The sequence below is a fragment of the Anaeromyxobacter terrae genome, from assembly GCF_022690685.1.
Classification (GTDB): domain Bacteria; phylum Myxococcota; class Myxococcia; order Myxococcales; family Anaeromyxobacteraceae; genus Anaeromyxobacter; species Anaeromyxobacter terrae.
This window is the reverse complement of the sequence record NZ_JALCYY010000001.1, coordinates 18,211-32,618: the sequence shown is the minus strand read 5'-3', so window position 1 is coordinate 32,618 and position 14,408 is coordinate 18,211. Positions and strand designations below refer to the sequence as shown.

12 protein-coding genes are annotated in these 14,408 nt (G+C 75.8%); 5 read left to right on the top strand and 7 right to left on the bottom strand.

What is annotated here, in order from left to right:
• Positions 1-57: 57 nt before the first annotated feature.
• On the bottom strand, positions 58-1,221 hold the full coding sequence (locus MNY62_RS00145; RefSeq protein ID WP_242342042.1) for a pyridoxal phosphate-dependent aminotransferase: 1,164 nt from the start codon (positions 1,219-1,221) through the stop codon (positions 58-60).
• A gap of 98 nt (positions 1,222-1,319) precedes the next feature.
• On the opposite strand from MNY62_RS00145, the gene MNY62_RS00140 reads away from it, so the two are divergent.
• Positions 1,320-1,574, top strand: a complete 255-nt coding sequence (locus MNY62_RS00140; RefSeq protein ID WP_242342040.1) for a hypothetical protein — start codon at positions 1,320-1,322, stop codon at positions 1,572-1,574.
• Between the two features lie 176 nt (positions 1,575-1,750).
• Positions 1,751-3,115, top strand: coding sequence for an MEDS domain-containing protein (locus MNY62_RS00135; RefSeq protein WP_242342039.1), 1,365 nt, complete (start codon positions 1,751-1,753; stop codon positions 3,113-3,115).
• 89 nt (positions 3,116-3,204) lie between these two features.
• On the opposite strand, the gene MNY62_RS25520 is transcribed toward MNY62_RS00135, so the two are convergent.
• Positions 3,205-4,035: a hypothetical protein gene (locus tag MNY62_RS25520; protein ID WP_279426183.1), complete on the bottom strand. Its 831-nt coding sequence runs from the start codon at positions 4,033-4,035 to the stop codon at positions 3,205-3,207.
• 282 nt (positions 4,036-4,317) lie between these two features.
• On the opposite strand from MNY62_RS25520, the gene MNY62_RS00125 reads away from it, so the two are divergent.
• Positions 4,318-4,521 carry a hypothetical protein gene (locus MNY62_RS00125; RefSeq protein WP_242342037.1) on the top strand — a complete coding sequence of 68 codons (204 nt, stop codon included), beginning with the start codon at positions 4,318-4,320 and terminating at the stop codon, positions 4,519-4,521.
• Positions 4,522-4,588: 67 nt separating this feature from the next.
• Here the strand turns inward: MNY62_RS00125 and MNY62_RS00120 are convergent, their stop codons facing one another.
• The gene (locus MNY62_RS00120; RefSeq protein ID WP_242342036.1) at positions 4,589-4,846 is read right to left on the bottom strand and encodes a hypothetical protein; all 258 of its coding nucleotides are present in this window, start codon (positions 4,844-4,846) and stop codon (positions 4,589-4,591) included.
• A 208-nt stretch (positions 4,847-5,054) separates the two neighbouring features.
• On the opposite strand from MNY62_RS00120, the gene MNY62_RS00115 reads away from it, so the two are divergent.
• Positions 5,055-7,964 (top strand): PAS domain-containing protein, encoded by a 2,910-nt coding sequence (locus tag MNY62_RS00115; protein WP_242342034.1) that lies wholly within the window; start codon positions 5,055-5,057, stop codon positions 7,962-7,964.
• Positions 7,965-8,134: 170 nt separating this feature from the next.
• On the opposite strand, the gene MNY62_RS00110 is transcribed toward MNY62_RS00115, so the two are convergent.
• Both MNY62_RS00110 and MNY62_RS00105 read right to left on the bottom strand, forming a co-directional pair.
• Complete coding sequence (locus MNY62_RS00110; protein ID WP_242342033.1) at positions 8,135-10,159, bottom strand: sensor histidine kinase; 2,025 nt, start codon at positions 10,157-10,159, stop codon at positions 8,135-8,137.
• A 162-nt stretch (positions 10,160-10,321) separates the two neighbouring features.
• Complete coding sequence (locus MNY62_RS00105) at positions 10,322-10,774, bottom strand: response regulator transcription factor (protein ID WP_242342031.1); 453 nt, start codon at positions 10,772-10,774, stop codon at positions 10,322-10,324.
• Positions 10,775-11,212: 438 nt separating this feature from the next.
• Between MNY62_RS00105 and MNY62_RS00100 the strand changes: the two genes are divergently transcribed.
• Entirely contained in the window at positions 11,213-12,868 is a 1,656-nt protein-coding gene (locus MNY62_RS00100; RefSeq protein WP_242342030.1) for a fibronectin type III domain-containing protein, read from the top strand.
• Between the two features lie 19 nt (positions 12,869-12,887).
• Here the strand turns inward: MNY62_RS00100 and MNY62_RS00095 are convergent, their stop codons facing one another.
• Positions 12,888-13,367 (bottom strand): DUF456 domain-containing protein, encoded by a 480-nt coding sequence (locus MNY62_RS00095; protein ID WP_242342029.1) that lies wholly within the window; start codon positions 13,365-13,367, stop codon positions 12,888-12,890.
• 72 nt (positions 13,368-13,439) lie between these two features.
• Positions 13,440-14,168, bottom strand: coding sequence for an EAL domain-containing protein (locus MNY62_RS00090; protein WP_242342028.1), 729 nt, complete (start codon positions 14,166-14,168; stop codon positions 13,440-13,442).
• Positions 14,169-14,408 lie beyond the last annotated feature (240 nt).

Sequence of the window (14,408 nt, the reverse complement as noted above, 5' to 3'; positions counted from 1 at the left end):
CCTGGGTGGTGGGCGACACCGCGGGCGGGGCGCGAGGCTCCGGACGGGGCGGAGGACTCAGCGCCGTAGCACCGCGCCGAGCCGGGCGAGCGCGTCAGCGAGCGCGTCTGGCGGCACCGCCGTGAAGCAGAGCCGCACCCAGGTCTCGAAGTCCCGCCCGCACGCCGGGCCGGGCGTGAGGAGCACGCCCGCGTCGAGGCATCGCTCCAGGAAGCCGGAGAGCCCTTCGCCCGGCGCGAACGCCGGCGCCGCGTCGAAGAAGAGGAACGTCCCCGCCTCGGGCGGCGGGGCGCCGACGGCAGCCGCCGCGGCCCGCCCGGCGGCGGCGTACGCGGCGCGGGCCTCGGCGAGCCAGGCGTCGCCCCCGTCGAGCGCGGCGGCCGCGGCGAACTGCATCGGTCGCGCGGCGCAGTAGCTCTCGTGGAACTGGAGGGCGCGGACCGCGCGCATCGCCTCGGGCGGCCCGTGCGTGTAGCCGATGCGGGCACCGGCGAGCGCGTGGCTCTTCGAGAGCGTGTGGGTGACGACGGTGCGTCCGGCGAGCTCCGGGCGGCGCCACAGCGGCCGGTGCTCCCCGGCGTGGACGAGATCCTCGTACGCCTCGTCCGCGATCACCCACAGGTCGTGCCGGCGCGCCACCGCCGCGATCGCGTCGGCGGCGGCGGCGGGCAGGAGCCGCCCGGTGGGGTTGTTCGGCGCGTTCACGTAGATGGCCGCGGTCCGAGGCCCGATCGCCCGCTCGAGCGCAGCCTCGGGATCGAACCCCCGCTCCCCGAGGCGCGTGAAGAACGGGACCTCCACGCTGGTGCACCCGCGGGAGATCGCGATGCCGCGGATGAGCGGCCAGAACGGCGACGGCACGACGAGCTCGTCGCCGGGCGCGAGGAGCGCGCCCACCACGATGGCGAGCCCGGTCGTCGCGCCGGGCATCACCTGCAGGCAGGCGGGGTCCACGTCCACGCCGTGGCGCGCCGCGAGGCGGCGCAGGATCGCGGCGAGCAGCGCCGGCTCACCCTGGACGGGCGCGTAGCCGTGGAGCCGCGGGTGCTCGGCGGAGCGCTGCGCCTCGGCGCGCGCGGCGGGGAGCGGCTCGAGCCACGTGTCGCCGACGTGGAGGGGGTAGACGGGACCGGGCCGCTCACGCGCGCGCAGGGCGAGCGCGCTGTAGACCTCGTGGGACAAGCCGGCGGCTGCGGGGGCGACGCGGGGGTGGCGCGGCATCGGGCTCCTCGGGCTCGTTTCCATCTCCCATACACCGGCGAGCCTCCGGCGCGCGGCCCCTTGCGCGCGGAGGGACGCCCGCCGATCATGCGGCGCGCATGGGCTTCGGCCGCGTCCAGCTCCTCGTCCTCGTCCTCACCGCGCTCGCGGCGATCTCGGTCGCCTGGTTCGCGAGGACCGGGCGCTGGCGCCAGCGCCGACTCGTCCCGATCACGATCGCCGTGCTCGGCGCGTACGTGCTCCTCGCCCGCCGGCTCGGGTGGGGTGAGCTGCTCGTGCTCGCGGTGCTCGTCGTTCCGCTCGTGTTCCTCCCCACACGACTCGTCCGCCCGGGCAGCGGCTCGCGCGGCTGACGCGGCGCGGGATCGCCGGCGAGGTCACCGGGGCTCCCGCTTCGCACGCCGCTCGGCGCCCGGAACCGCCTCGGTGACCGGGTCTCCCGTTCGGGCGACGCTCCGGAGAGCTACGTGGGACCCCGCCGCCCCCACAGGAGTTGCGGCAGCTCGGCGCGGACCGTACGAGCGGATCGATGCATGCCTCCACGGACAGCGGGATCGACGGCCTCGGCCGGCTGAGGTGGGGTAGCCACGTCTGCCACTTCTATCGGACGGAGCGGGAGCTCGAGGACGTCCTCGTCCCGTTCCTGCGCCGCGGGCTCGAGCAGGGGGAGCGCTGCGTCTGGGTGACGGCCGCGCCGCTCGGGGCGGACGCCGCGCGGCGCGCGCTCGCCGCCGAGGTGCCGGATCTCGAAGCGCGGGAGGCGCGCGGGCAGCTCGAGATCCTCGATCACGACGGCTGGTACCGCGCGTCCGGCGGGGACGACACGGCGCGGGTGCTGCAGAGCTGGCTCGCGCGCGAGGAAGCGGCCCGCCGCGCGGGGTTCGCCGGGCTCCGCCTCACCGGGAACTCGGGCCGGGGGGGCGGCGCGTGCTGCGACCCGGGCTTCATGGAGTACGAGTCGCGCGTGAGCGCCACCTTCGCGCGCCGCAGGCTCCTCGGGCTGTGCAGCTACCCGCTCGACGGCTGCGGCGCCGGCGAGGCGCTCGAGATCGTGCGCCATCACGACAAGACCCTCTCGCTCCGCGGCGGAGCCTGGGAGGCGGTCGCGCCCCGGCGGACGGCCGGGGAGGAGTCGCTCCAGCGCGAGCGGCTGGAGCGGCGCACCGCCGAGCTCGAGGCCGCGCTCCGCGAGCGCGAGGAGCTGCTCGTCGTCGCCTCCCACGAGCTCCGCACGCCGATGGCGTCGCTGCAGCTCCTCGTCGACTCGCTGCTCCGCCCGCGCGAGCGGGCGAGCCGCTCCGCCGAGGACGAGCGCAGGCGCCTCGAGCGCGCGGCGGCCCAGTGCGAGCGGATCGCGCGGCTGCTCGACGATCTCCTGCACGTGTCGCGGCCCGGCCGGCGCGCGGAGCTCCTCCCCTCCGATGCGGACCTGTCATCGATCGTCCGCGACGTCGCGGAGCGGATGCAGGAGCCGCTCGCCCGGGCCGGCTGCACGCTCACGCTGTCGGTCCCGCCCGCGACGCCGGGCCGCTGGGACCGGCTCCGGCTCGAGCAGGTGCTCACGAACCTGCTCGCGAACGCCGCGCGGCACGCGGGCGGCGGGCCGGTCGAGCTCTCCATCGCCGCGAGCGCGGCCGGCCCCGTCCTGTCGGTCCGCGATCACGGGCCGGGTGTGCCTGCGGACGCGCGGGTGCGGGTGTTCGCCCCTTACGCGCAGCTCGAGGGCGCGCGCCGCCTGGGCGGCGTGGGCGTGGGGCTCTGGGTCGTCCGGCGGATCGTCGAGGCGCACGGCGGCCGGGTGGAGATCCGGGAAACGCCGGGCGGCGGCGCGACGTTCGTCGTGGCGCTACCGTGGGACGCCACGCGCCAGGGCGCCACCGCGGCCGCGAGCTGAAACACCGGTGGCCGAATACGCGCGCGCCCGGCGCCGCTCGCGGGCGGGCCGGGCACGCGTCACGACCGCGGTCGAGCGGTCGTCCTGCCTCAGTTCATGATCGCGCAGATGACGTACACCTTGACGGCGTACGCCTCGGGCTGAGAGGCGAACTCACCGATCCAGGCCGTTCCGTCCAATTTCGGATACGTACCGACGAGCGTGCCGGTACGGACGGAGGTCGCTCCGCCCGAGAGCACCTTCTTGCCGCTCGGGCACGTGGCCGTGACCTGCTGGATGGCCTGCGTGCTCGGGTTCACGAAGACAGAGCGATAGAGGGGACCCTCGTAACCGGAAACCCCGTTCGTTCCAGCCGCGCCCGCCGGCCCCATCGGCCCGATCTGCCCAGCGGGCCCGGTCTCGCCCTGCGGACCGGCCGGCCCCATCGGCCCGATGAACCCGCGCGGTCCCTCCGGCCCGGTCGCTCCCTGCGGCCCGACGAGCCCCTGCGGTCCCATCTCGCCGCGCGGGCCCTGCGGCCCCGTCGCGCCTTGCGGCCCGACCGGCCCGGCGGGCCCGGCGGGACCCGCGGGACCCGCGGGCCCCGCGGGCCCGGCGGGACCCTGCGGTCCCTCGGAGCCGATCGTCACGTCCATCGACGCGCTCGCGTTTCCCGGCGCCTCCACCACGGTGAGCCGGTAGGTGCCCGGGGGCATCCCCTGCGGCAGCGCCGCGACGACGTCGGTGGGCGAGTGGCTCTTCACCTCGAGGACGGTCTTGCCGACGAGGACCTTCGCGGGCTGGGCGCCGAAGCCCTGCCCCTTCACGAACAGCACTCCCGCGCCAAGATCCGCGTCGGCGCGTGTGATCTCGACTTTACCCTGCTGGGCGAGCGCTGCCTGCGCAGAAAGCGCGAGCACGAGCGCTGCGATGGTCTTCATGGTGAACCCCTCTCCGGCACGAATCACCGCCGATGATGCGTACTGTCGGATCATCGATCGCCACTTTTCCATGTCCCCGAAGGGCCTGTGGCCACGGCAACTCCATGCAGCCACATTTCACACACCGTTGATGCGCCCGATCGCGCCCGAACACCTACAGCGTCGCTCACCGCGGGTGAACGACGCACGGACCGCGCCGAGCGCCGCCGCGGGCGCGCATCCCTCGCCGCGGCGCGATCCGGCTGGCCGGGCTATGCTCCCGGCCGAGACGGGAGGAACGGAATGGCGGGACAGGGGTCGACGGGCAACGTGATCGCGGCGCTGGCGAGCTTCTTCATCCCGGGGCTCGGTCAGCTCATCCAGGGGCGGCCGCTCCTCGCGCTCGCGATGTTCGTGCTCGCCGGCCTGCTCTGGCTCGTGTTGCTCGGGTGGATCGTCCACCTCTGGTCGATCATCGACGCCGCGCGCTTCAAGCCGCGCGGGTGAGCGCTCGGCAGTGGTGAGGCAATCCCAGGCCGTCGCAGCAGGCGCCGGGTGATCGGCTCACGGCCGCTCACGCCTCCGCGGGCGCGCCGCCCACGGCGCGGAGCACGCCCCGGAACTGCTGGACGAGCCGCATCACGTCGTCACCGAGCTCCACCGCCTGACCCCGGTCGTCCGCCTCGCGCAGCATCGCGGCGACGCGCTCGAGCGCGTCCGCGAGGTCCGCGAGCGAGGGCGGGACGCGGAGCAGGCCCTCGGCGTGGCGGAACCGCACGAGCTCGAGCTCGATGAGGCTCGCGAGGAGGCCGGGGTCGCGGATCTCGATCATCGCCACCGACAAGCTGGCAGCAGCGCGGCCGCGCGCAACAGGGCGTTTGCGGGGCCGTCCCCTCGGGGCGCGCCGCGACGCAGCCCGCGGCGCCGGAGACGCGCCGGGAGAGGCGCCGCTCGTCCACCGTCCCGGCGAGCGAGGCACCGCCCGGGGCGCACCTCCGCGCATGGAATGCGCTCCCGTGCGCGACGGTTGATCGCGAGCGATGGGGGGCATTCCGCTGTGGCGATCCATCACCGGGCGCGTGGTCCTCGTGGTCCTCGCGTGGCTCGTGCCGTTCGTGGCCATCTCGGCGTGCGCGGGGGCGGTGGTGTACCGCGAGCGGATCGGCGCCGAGCTCGACGCCAACCTCGAGCTCGCCCGCGCCGCCTCCCACGCCTTCGACGGCTTCGTGCGCGACGTGCTCCGGCAGGAGGAGCTCGTCGGCGACGCGATCGCGACGCGGCGGCTCGCGCCGGACGTCGTCGATCTCCTCCTCTCTCGCGCAGAGCAGGAGTACATCTCCGTCCGGGACCTCTCCTGGGTGACCCCCGACGGGCGGGTCGTCGCCTCGAGCGACCGCAGGCTGGTCGGACGCTCGACCGCGGAGCGCGACGACCTGCGCCGGCTCCTCGCCGGGGCCGTCTTCACGGTGAGCGACGTCCGCGCCGCCGAGTCGGACGGCTCGCGCAGCGTCGCGATCGCGCGCGCCGTCCGGGAAGGCGGCGAGCTGAAGGGGATCGTCCTCGCCACGGTCGACGCGACTCGCCTCGGCGAGCTCGCCCTCCCGTTCGAGCGGCTCGGTCGCGCCGACATCGCGCTCGCCGATCACCGCGGCGAGATCGTGTTCCGCCGGCCGGGCGAGGGCGGCCCGGCGGGGGGCGTGCTCGACACCGCTGCGGTCGCGCAGGCGCTCCGCGGGGGCGAGATCGCGCGCAGGACGCCCGAGGGCGGCGCCATCACCGCGGCGGTGCCGGTGAGCCTCGTCGGCTGGGCCGCCGTCGCGAGCCGTTCCTACGCGGACGTCGCCTCGCCCTTCCGCACCGCGATCGCCCGCGCGGCCGGCCTGGGCGCCGCCGCGGCGGCCCTCGCGGTGCTCGTCTCGGTCCTCGTCACCCGGCGCATCGCCCGCGCGCTCCGTCGCCTCGAGCAGCACGTCCAGGTGCTCGGGCGCGGGAGCGCCGACCTCGCCCCCGTCACGGGCCCGGCGGAGATCGTCCGGCTCGGGCGCGCGTTCGACGACATGGCCGGCAAGCTCGTCGCCGCGAACGCCTCGCTCGTGCTGCACGAGCGCATCTTCGAGACCTCGCCGGACTCGATGATCGTCCTCGATCGCGCGCTGCGCCTGCGGGCGGTGAACCCCGCCTACGCGGCCATGCGCGGCCTCCCCACGGCCGACCTGCTCGGGCGACCGCTCGTCGAGATCATCGGCGTCGACGCGTTCGACGCGATGGCGCCCCGCATCGAGCGCGCCTTCGGCGGCGAGTCGGTGCAGTACGAGCTCTGGACGGACCTGCCCGCCGGCCGCCGCTGCGTCGAGGCGAGCTACCACCCGGTCCGCGAGGGCAACCGGCTCGAGCACGTCGCGGTGCGGTTCCGCGACGTCACCGACCGGCGCCACGCGGAGGCGGCGGCCTCGCAGTCGCTCGCGATCGTCGAGGCCGAGCGGCGGCGGTTCGAGGCGGTGTTCCGCGAGGCGCCCGCCGGCATCGTCATCTTCGACGGGCGCGACCTCCGCGCGAAGTGGTCCAACCGGACCTACCTCTCGTTCCTCGACGCGCCGTTCGCGCAGCTCGGGATCGAGGGGCTCCGGATCGAGGACTTCGTGCCGAACGCGGGCGAGGCAGGGCTCGTCGAGATCATCCGGAGGGTCGCCGCGACGGGCGAGCCGGCCGACACGCCCGAGTACCGGCTCGACGGCCTCGCGCGCGGGGCGACGTGGTGGCGCTGGTCGGTGCGGCCCATCCCCGGCGAGATCGGCCCCGACGTCCTCCTCCTGGTGACCGAGGTCACCGAGCAGGTGGAGGCGCGCAAGGTGGCCGAGGACGAGCGGCTCCGCCTCGAGGCGATCCTGAGGACGCTGCCGGTCGGCGTCATCCTCGCCGGGCCCGACGGCCGCGCGGCGAGCTCGAACGATCACGCCCGCCAGATCTGGGGGGGCGACGCCGCGCTCGACGCGTACCGGGGCGCCTGGGCGGAGACCGGCCTCGCGCTCGCGCCCGGCGACTGGGCGATCCAGCGCGCCGTGCTCCGCGGCGAGACCGTGACCGGCGAGCTCATCGACATCGTGCGCTTCGACGGCGAGCGCGCCACGATCCTCAACAACGCCGCCCCCATCCGCGACGCCTTCGGGCGGATCACCGGCGCGGTCGCGGCGTTCCAGGACGTCACCGAGACGCGCCGCGCGCAGCAGGAGGCGGAGGACGCGGTGCGGCGCCGCGACGAGGTGCTCGCCATCGTCTCTCACGACCTGCGCACGCCCCTCAGCGCGATCGTCATGGGCGCGCGCATGCTCGGCGGCGCCCTGGCGGCGGATCCGGAACGCGTGCGCACGACCGCGGCGCGGATCGCGAGCTCCGGGGACCGGATGAACCGCCTCATCGGCGACCTGCTCGACCTCACCAGCCTCGAGCGGGGCGGGCTGTCGATGCATCGCCAGCCGCTCGCGCCGCGGACGCTGGCGCGGGAGGCGGCCGACGTCATCCGCCCGCAGGCGGAGGCGAAGGGGCTCGAGGTGCGCTGCCGCGCGCCGGAGGAGCTGCCGCTCGTGTCGTGCGACCACGATCGCGTCCTGCAGGTCCTCGGGAACCTCACCTCCAACGCGGTAAAGGCGACCGCGGAGGGGCACGTGGCGATCGCGGCGATCGCCCACGGGGATCAGGTCGTCTTCGAGGTGCGCGACACCGGTCCGGGGATCCCCGCGGAGGAGCTCCCGCACGTGTTCGACCGGTTCCGCCGTGGCCGCTCCGCGCCGTACGCGGGCACCGGCCTCGGTCTCGCGATCGCCCGCGCGCTCATCGAGGCGCACGGAGGGCGGATCTGGGCGGAGAGCACGCCGGGGGCGGGCACCGTCGTCCGCTTCGCGCTGCCCGTCGCGAGCGCTCCGGCGCCCGAGCGCGAAGCCGTCGCCGGCTGAGAGGTCGTGAATCAATCTCCGGACCGAGCCAGGCGGATGAGACGCAAGTAAGCGCGAGGCGCGACGACCGAGCATACCCGTAGGGTATGTGAGGGAGGAGCAACGACGCGATGCGCCGCGGATCGTCCGCCGCGGCGACGGGAGGGGATTGGTTCACGGCCTCTGAGCGCTCATCCCGGCGCCCGCGTCGCGATCGCCTCGCCGGCCGCCTGCGCCTGCCACGGCGCCACCGCCGGGAGCGTGAAGGTGAAGCGGCTCCCCTGGCCGGAGCGGCTCTCCGCCCAGATGCGCCCGCCGTGCGCCTCCACGATGCCGCGCGCCACCGCGAGCCCGAGCCCGGCACCGCGGGCGGAGGAGCCGCGGCCGCGCCGGAAGCGATCGAAGAAGTGCGCGAGCTCCTCCTCCGGGATGACGCGCCCGCTGTCCTCGATCTCGAAGGCGACGGCGCGACCGGCGTCCACCGCCCGCGCGCGCACCGTGAGGATCCCCCCCTCGGTCCCGTCGAGAGCGTCGGCGAGCAGGTTCCCGAGCACCTGCAGGACGCGCTCGCGGTCCGCGTCGACGTCCGGGAGGGTCCCGGCCGCCTCGGCGACGAGGGTCACGCCGGCGCGCGCGGCGGGCTCCCGCAGCGCGTCCGCCGCGGCGTGTACCAGCGCGGCGGAGTGCTCGGGTCGACGGTTCACCACGAGCCGGCCCGCCTCGAGGCTCGCGAGGTCGAGCAGGTCCCCGACCAGGCGGGACATCGCCTCCGCGGCGCGCTCGATCGCGCTCGCCCCGCGCCGGATCCGCTCGCCGGCCGGACCCTCCGGCGCGTCGGAGCGGATCGCCCGCGCCGAGGCGAACGTCGCGCCGAGCGGCGCGCGCAGGTCGTGGGAGAGGATCGCGAGGACCTCGTCGCGCTCGCGGCCGGCGCGCTGCATCTCGACGTACAGGCTCGCGCCGTGGATCGCCTGGGCGGCGCGGCGCGCGAGATCGCGGGCGACGCCGAGCTCGCGCGAGCCCAGCTCGCGGCCGGGGCTCGTGAGCGCGAGCGACAGCACGCCGAGGTTCCGCCGCCCGGCGGCGAGCGGCACGACGAGCCAGGCGCGCAGGCCCTCTGACCGCAGCGCCTCCCGGTGCTCCGGCTCCGGCGCGAGCGCAGCGAGCGCGGCGGGGTCGCCCTCCGAAGCGACCTCCGGCTGGCCGGTCCGGAGCACCCGCCAGACCGGCGAGGTCGCCGGCTCGGGCGGGAAGCGGAGCCGCAGGTCGCGCAGGGCGTGCTCGCGGCGGGGATCCGCGTGGGCGAGCGCGACGAGCCGCAGGCGGCCCAGCTCGTCGAGGGTCTCGATCGTGCATGCGTCGGCGATCGCAGGCACGGCGAGACGCGCGAGCTGCTCGAGCATCTGCTCCGGATGCATCGACTCGGCGAGCACGTTGCCCGCGTCGATCATGAACCGATCGAGCTCGTCCGCGCGCCGCCGGTCCGTGACGTCCCGCAGCACGTGCGCGAACCCGCCGAGGCGCCCCTCGCCGTCTCGCACCGCGGTCAGGGTGACGCTCGCGTAGAAGCGGGTCCCGTCCTTGCGCACCCGGAAGCCCTCCTCCTCCACGCGGCCGTCCCGCGTCGCGCGCCAGAGGAGCTGCTCCGGCCGCCCGGCCTCGCGCTCCTCGGGCGTGTGGAAGAGCGCGAAGCTCTTGCCGAGGATCTCCGCCTCCGGCCAGCCGGTGAGCCGCTCCGCGGCGGCGTTCCAGCCCGTCACGAGCCCGCTCTGATCGAGGAGCAGGATCGCGTGCGCGTGGATCCCCTCGGTCATGAGTCGCAGCCGCTCCTCGGCGGCGCGGGCCTCGGCGAGCGCGCGGCGCGTCCGGCGATCTGCCGCGCGGAACGCGCCGACCGCCACCGCGGTGACGCTCGCGCTCGCGAGGTACCCCGCGAGCGCGAGCATGTCGGAGCGGGACGCGACGCGCAGGCTGCCCTGCGGCTCGAGGAAGAGCCAGGAGAAGCCGGCCGCGCTCGCCGCGGCGGCGAGGAGTCCCGGCAAGGTGCCGCCGAGCACCGACGCGAGGGCGACCGCCGCGAGCACGAAGACGTACCGCTCACCCCCGAGCGCGCCGAGGAGGAGGTGCGTCGTGCCGAGCCCCGCAGCGACGAGCGCGAGCGCCGCGGCGTAGCTCCACGGAGGCGGCGCGCCCGCGCGATCAGGCCTCTCGGACATCGTCGCTCGCAGGTTCTCCTCGCCTCGTTCTCGCCGGGTGGGCTGGAAGCGGCTCCTCTCGGCGGGCCCAGTGCTCCGGCCACCGCACGCCTGGGGCGGGCGCTCCGGCGCCGGGCAGAACCTGCGCTCTCGCGCACTGCGCCGGGAGCCCCCGGGCGCCCGTCAGCCTTTCGGCGCGCCGCGCCCCTCGCCGGTCGCGCGACCGATCAACCGGCGGAGCGTCTCGGTGAGGACCGCGCCGTCGACGGGGTGGACGAGGTAGGCGTCGGCCCCGACCGAGAGGCCATAACGCTGGTCGTCCGGCAGAGGGTGGCTCGCGGAGAGGTGGACGATGGGGAGGGTCGCCGCCCGCGGGTCGCCGCGCAGGTGCCGGCAGAGCTGGAAGCCGGTGACGTCGGGCAGCTTCACGTCGAGCAGGATGGCGTCCGGCCGCTCGGAGAGTCGCAGCATGGCCTCGCGGCCCGTCGCCGCGGAGACCACGTCGAAGCCGCCGCGAGCCAGGAGTCGGGCGACGAGGTAGCGCGTCGCCTCGTTGTCCTCGACGTGAAGCACGAGCGGACGCGTGCGCGCGTGCTCGCCCGGTCGGGCGCTGCCAGGAAGCGACAGGGTCTCCACGCGGATCGACATATTTCGCGGTGCGCGAGCGGACAACCCACTCCGGCGGCACTTGCCCTGGATCAATCGTTCTGGGGGCCCTGAAGGGGGGAGAAGCAGGAGCGCATGTGTGCTAGCCTGCTCGTCAAGACGTTCGTCTCCGACAACGTCCGCACCTCTCCCCCTGGGAGCTCCAGACGAGGGGACAATCGCATGCCGCGCTTCCGCTCCGCCGTCCTCGCAGCCCTCTGCCTCGCAGTGAGCTCGGTCTCGTGCGAGCGAGCGCGTGAGGCCTCCCCCGCCGTGCCGCCCCCCGCGCCGGCCGCACCGCGGAACGCCGAAGCAGCGGTGCCCTCCGCCGCCCCGGAACCTGCCGCGGAGCCGCGCACGGAGACCGACGCGGTCGCGGGCCGCGATGGGAGCGCGACCGACCTGCCCCTCGCGGCTCCTGGGCCGAGGGTGCCGAGGCCTCCCGCGCCGCGCCTGCTCACGGCGGCCGCGCTGTCGGCCTCCCGGATCGCGGTGGCGTGGGAGCCGGCGGAGCAGGGCGAGGGTGTGACGGGATACCAGGTGTTCCGAGACGGCAGCGCCGCCGGCCTCGTCGCGGAGACGCGCTTCACGGACGACGGCCTCAGGCCGAGCTCGCGCCACTGCTACGCGGTCGTCGCGCTCGACGCGGCCGGGCACCGCTCGGGACCGACCCGGACCGTCTGCGCGGAGACGCCGGACCAGAGCCCGCCGACCGCGCCGCCCGCGGTGCGGGCAGAGGCGCACGGCGAGCGCCAGGTCGTGGTGAGCTGGGACGAGGCGAGCGACGACGTCGGCGTCGCCGGCTACGAGGTGCTGCGCGCCGAGGCGCTCGTCGCGCGGGTGCCCGGGAAGGCGGTCACGGACTCCGGCCTCGCGCCCGGCCAGACCTACTGCTACACGGTGCGCGCGCGCGACGCGGCCGGGAACCTCTCGCCGGCCGCCGCCCCGGCCTGCGCGACGACGCCCGATCTCACGCCGCCATCGCGCCCGGACCCGGTCGTCGCCGAGGCGCAAGGCGAGCACGCCGTCCGCGTGCACTGGGCACCGTCCGTCGACGACGTGGGCGTCACCGCCTACGAGCTCCTGCGCGACGGCAGCGTGGTCGCGACGGCCGGCGACCTCGACGCGCTCGAGAAGGGCCTGCGCCCGACGGAGCGCTACTGCTACACGGTGCGTGCACGCGATGCCGCCGGGAACCGCTCCGCGGAGGGCGGGCCGGCGTGCGCGACGCCCCCCGATCTCACCGCTCCGACGGCGCCGTCGGGCGTCGTCGCGACCGCCACCTCGGACACGCGCGTCGAGCTTCGCTGGACCGCGTCCAGGGACGAGGTTGGCGTGCAGGGCTACGAGGTCCTCCGCGAGGACAGGCCCGTCGCCGCGACGGAGGCGACGATCGCGAGCGAGGGGGGCCTGCGGCCCGCCCGCGACTACTGCTACGTCGTCCGTGCGCACGACGCGGCCGGAAACGTCTCCGCCGCCTCGAAGCGCGCGTGCGCGACCACCCCGGATCTCACGCCGCCGTCGGCGCCGACCCGGATCGCCGCGCTGGCGAACTCGGCCACGAGGATCGCCCTCGTGTGGGGCGCCGCGGCGGACGACGTCGCCGTCACGAGCTACGAGATCCAGCGCGCGGGCGCCGTGGTCGCGCGGGTGGACGCCCGACTCCACCATCACGTCGACGCTGGCCTCCCGCCCTCGAGCGAGGCCTGCTACTCCGTGGTGGCGCTCGACGCCGCCGGCAACCGCTCCCCGCCGCGAGGGCCCGCCTGCGCCCGGACCGCCGAGCCGGGCGTCCCCTCCGCCCCTGCCGCCCTGCGCGCGGAGCCGGAGTCGACGACCTCGGTCGCGCTCTTCTGGGAGCCTTCGCCCGACAGCGGGGTCGTCTACGCCGTCTACTGGGACAAGGGCGGCCGGATCGGGTCCACCGCCAAGACGGCGTTCAGCGCGACGGCCCGGTCGGCCGAGCGGCGCTGCTACCGCGTCTCCGCCGTGGACGGAGACGGCCGCGAGTCCCCCCGCTCGTTCGAGGCCTGCGCCGCGCCGCAGCAGGAGCCGGCGCGCGGCACGCTCTCGCGCGCCGACTGAGCGCGGGGCCTCGCCGCGCTCACACGACGAGCGCGAGCACGACGACGCCCACCAGCACGAAGGCGAGCGCGATCTTCACGGCGTTCCCGAGCACGAACCCGACGAACGCGCCGGCGCCCGCCCGCCCCGCCGCGCGGAGGTCGGGGTTGCGAGTGAGCTCGAACACCACGGCGCCCACGATCGGCCCGAGCACGACGCCGGCGGGCCCGAGGAACAGGCCGACGAGGAGCCCGACGCTCGCGCCGAGGATCGAGCGGCGCGAGGCCCCGAACGCCTTCGCCCCGAGCGCGGCGGCGGCGAGGTCCACGAGCCACATGAGCACGCCGATCACGGCCGCGAAGGCGACCGTGCCCCAGCCGACGCGGGTGAAGTTCTCGGCCCACGCGATGAGCACGACGCCGGCGACGAGGAGGAGCGAGCCGGGCAGGACCGGGAGCACGAGGCCCGCGATCCCCGCGACGAGCGCCGCCGCGCCGAGCACGTAGGGGAGGACGGTCACGTGGAGCGGGTTCTTGCCGTGACCCGCCCATCCTGTCGAGGCCCCGGGGAGGCGCCTTCGGCGCCCGCGCGGTCAGTGGTGCAGCGGAAGGACCCGCCGGTACCCTTCGCGGAACAGATCGCCCTGCGCGAAGCCGATGCCGAGGCCGCGAACGAGCGCGAAGTCCGCGGCGGTCTCGACCCCCTCCGCGACGACCCGCTTCCCGGTGCGGCTCGCGAAGGCGAGCAGCGAGTCGAGCAGCGCGCGCCGCGACGGGTCGCCGACGCTGCGGAGCACGGAGCGGTCGAGCTTCAGGACGCGGGCGAGGTGGAGCTCCTCGAGGCTCACGAACACGTTCGCGCCGCCCAGGTCGTCGAGCGCCGCCGGGATGCCTGCGGCGGCGAGGTCGCGGAGCATCGTCGCGCCGCGGCCGACGGCGTTCGCGTGGACGCACTCGACGGCCTCGACCACCACCGCCACGCGCGCGGAGGCGAACACCTCCTGGAAGCTCGCGGCCGCGAGGGACCAGATCTCCGGGGTGACGTTCAGGAACACGCGCGGCCCCGGCGCCTCCTTGACCTGCAGCCGCTTCAGCGCGAGCTCCGTTCGGACGAGCAGCTCCGGCGCGGCCCGCAGCCGCTCGAACACCACGGCGGGCGGGACCGCCACGCCATCGCGGCGGTGGAAGCGCGCGAGGGCCTCGTAGGCGTGGAGCCGTCCGGTGGCGACCTCGACGATGGGCTCGTACTGCACGCCGAAGCGGCCGGCCCGGACGACGTCCAGTCCGTCGGGTCCGGGGAAGGTCCGGTGATCTCGCGCCACGTGGAGCGCTGCTGCGGTGGCTGGGTCTCGCACTCGTGAATACAAACGGCGCGGCGCGCGCCTGAATTCTCCGCGCGCCCGATTTTCGTGAACGAGCGGGGCGGCGCCCGCTCGCCGCTTCGCCTGGCTCCCGCGCGGGGGACAAGCGGCCGATCACGATTGGAACAGGCGAGCGAAGCGAGCCCGCCGGGGCGCCACCGCGATGGCGGCGAAGCCGCCCGCGGGGGGCGCAGCCCCCGG

What these genes read in the sequence shown, in the direction of transcription:
- MNY62_RS00145 (WP_242342042.1), bottom strand. Translation starts at nt 1,221, where the DNA reads ATGCCGCGCCACCCCCGCGTCGCCCCCGCAGCCGCCGGCTTGTCCCAC.
- MNY62_RS00140 (WP_242342040.1), top strand. Translation starts at nt 1,320, where the DNA reads ATGGGCTTCGGCCGCGTCCAGCTCCTCGTCCTCGTCCTCACCGCGCTC.
- MNY62_RS00135 (WP_242342039.1), top strand. Translation starts at nt 1,751, where the DNA reads ATGCATGCCTCCACGGACAGCGGGATCGACGGCCTCGGCCGGCTGAGG.
- MNY62_RS25520 (WP_279426183.1), bottom strand. Translation starts at nt 4,035, where the DNA reads ATGAAGACCATCGCAGCGCTCGTGCTCGCGCTTTCTGCGCAGGCAGCG.
- MNY62_RS00125 (WP_242342037.1), top strand. Translation starts at nt 4,318, where the DNA reads ATGGCGGGACAGGGGTCGACGGGCAACGTGATCGCGGCGCTGGCGAGC.
- MNY62_RS00120 (WP_242342036.1), bottom strand. Translation starts at nt 4,846, where the DNA reads ATGATCGAGATCCGCGACCCCGGCCTCCTCGCGAGCCTCATCGAGCTC.
- MNY62_RS00115 (WP_242342034.1), top strand. Translation starts at nt 5,055, where the DNA reads ATGGGGGGCATTCCGCTGTGGCGATCCATCACCGGGCGCGTGGTCCTC.
- MNY62_RS00110 (WP_242342033.1), bottom strand. Translation starts at nt 10,159, where the DNA reads ATGTCCGAGAGGCCTGATCGCGCGGGCGCGCCGCCTCCGTGGAGCTAC.